This is a genomic window from Mesorhizobium sp. M7A.F.Ca.ET.027.03.2.1, from assembly GCF_003999175.1.
In the GTDB taxonomy this organism is placed as follows: domain Bacteria; phylum Pseudomonadota; class Alphaproteobacteria; order Rhizobiales; family Rhizobiaceae; genus Mesorhizobium.
Map to the genome: position 1 here is coordinate 1 of NZ_RZOM01001128.1, position 1937 is coordinate 1937.

General features: G+C 62.1%; 2 protein-coding genes and 1 tRNA gene. 2 read left to right on the top strand and 1 reads right to left on the bottom strand.

Translation table 11 applies throughout. The features are described from left to right. Positions 1 to 3: 3 nt before the first annotated feature. On the bottom strand, positions 4 to 198 hold the full coding sequence (locus EN750_RS32010) for a hypothetical protein (RefSeq protein ID WP_127268678.1): 195 nt from the start codon (positions 196 to 198) through the stop codon (positions 4 to 6). A gap of 161 nt (positions 199 to 359) precedes the next feature. On the opposite strand from EN750_RS32010, the gene EN750_RS32015 reads away from it, so the two are divergent. Both EN750_RS32015 and EN750_RS32020 read left to right on the top strand, forming a co-directional pair. After that, a tRNA-Thr gene (locus EN750_RS32015) sits at positions 360 to 434 on the top strand. Between the two features lie 321 nt (positions 435 to 755). Continuing rightward, a partial coding sequence (locus tag EN750_RS32020) for a YcbK family protein (protein WP_245482872.1) occupies positions 756 to 1937 on the top strand: 1182 nt, incomplete at its 3' end.

Below are 1937 nucleotides of genomic sequence, written 5' to 3' on the forward strand. Positions count from 1 at the left end.
GAGTTAATCTTTTTGTATTTCCTTCGATGCAGCGAGCCCGTCCGGCCGCTCGTCGGCATCGCCGGTGCGCCGCGAGCGTGACTGCGCCTTGCGCTTCTGCAGATTGGCGCGCAATTGCTCGGCCAGCCGATCCTTGCGGATTGTTGCGCTGTTTTTCGGTGGACCATCCTTTTTCACTGGAATTGCCTTGTCGTCCATCGCCCCGTCGCCGCCGGCGACCCACCAGCTTGCTGTTCAGGGATAGCCAACATTGTGGCACTGCCATGTCATTAAAAGCTATCCGGCAAAGGCTTTCACAGAAGCGTTGCGCTTGGCCTTGCGCTTGCCGGTTCGATATGGCAGAAGCCCCGCCATCAGCGGCTGCGGTAGCTCAGTGGTAGAGCACTCCCTTGGTAAGGGAGAGGTCGAGAGTTCAATCCTCTCTCGCAGCACCAGTTTCCAACATCCTTGTTGCCGCACATTCGTTCTCTGCATTTGCGAGGGCGAGGCGGCTACATGGGAACGGCGCGGCCGTCGTGCTGGCGGACCTCATCAGCCGTGCATTGCTCCAGAAAATGGCTGCCACAGGCAACTCCAGCCGAAACGCGTTCTCGGAAGCGACACGATTCGTTAACCAAGATGCTGTTCATCAACATGACGTGTTGTGGCATGGACGCCTGTCTGCGTCGGTCAAGTCCATGCTTGTCAGGAAGAGGGCTGAAAGGCTCTTCATCTGGGCGGAACCTGAAATCGCCCGAAACAAGAACGTGCAAGGCATGAACGTGAGCGAAAACGTGCAAAACGCCCCCCGTGCTTCCCGTCTTTGGACACTGCCTGCCATCATCGCAGCGTTCCTTTGCCTGTGTGTCACCGGCGCGTTCGCGGAGACGCGTGCTTTGAAGATTCAACATCTCCATACGGGCGAGAAGGCTGAAATCGTCTTCAAGCGCAATGGGCGCTATGATCCGGCGGGATTGAAGAAGATCAATCTCATGCTGCGCGACTGGCGTCGCAACGAACCGACGAAGATGGATCCGCGCCTGCTCGATCTTGTCTGGCAGGCCTATCGCGCCAGCGGCTCGAGAGCCTATATCCACGTGGTCAGCGCCTATCGGTCGCCAGCGACGAACGCCATGCTGCGCAGCCGCTCGAAGGGCGTGGCTCGGGAAAGCCAACACATGGTTGGCCGTGCGATGGACTTCTTCCTGCCGGATGTGCCGCTGAAGAAGCTGCGCGACATCGGCCTGAAGATGCAGGGCGGCGGCGTAGGCTATTACCCTACCTCGGGCTCGCCTTTCATACATATGGATGTCGGCAATGTGCGGCATTGGCCGGGCATCAGCCGCCAGGAACTCGCAAGGGTATTCCCGAACGGCAACACCTTGCATGTGCCGAGCGACGGCAAACCGCTGCCCGGTTATGGGCAGGCGTTTGCCGCCTACAAATCGCGCAAGGGCGCCGGCACGCCCAACATCGACCTGGCAAGTGCCGACGGCGGCCAACGCAGGCCGGCGCGCGGCCTGCTGGCGACGCTTTTGGGTGGCCGCGGTGCGGACGAGACCGATGATGTCGCCGAAGCGGTGCCGGCGCCACGCAAGCCGGCCAAGTCCGTTGAACCCAGGCCCGCCGGCATCGCAATCGTGCCGCCGCAGGATGCCCAGCGCGCCGACATCCAGATGGCTTCCGTCGATAGGGCCGAAGAATCGCCGATTGGACCGGAAGGGAAGACGCCTGAAGCGATCGTCATGGCCATGGCGCCGGGCTCGGTGCCGCTGCCAGCCTTCGCCCCGCGCAGCGGGTCCACGACCAGCATTCCGACCCCGCAACTCGCGCCGCTTGCAGCAGCCAACGCTTCCACCGCGCGGGCCGAACTGGCCAATCCAACAGCAACCGATGCTGAAATTCCCTCGGGCAAGTCGGCCGGTCCCGCGGGCGGCGCGCCGGACATGGTGGCGTTC

Excerpts from the sequence above, each read along its gene's own strand:
- EN750_RS32010 (WP_127268678.1), bottom strand. The coding sequence starts at position 198 with ATGGACGACAAGGCAATTCCAGTGAAAAAGGATGGTCCACCGAAAAAC.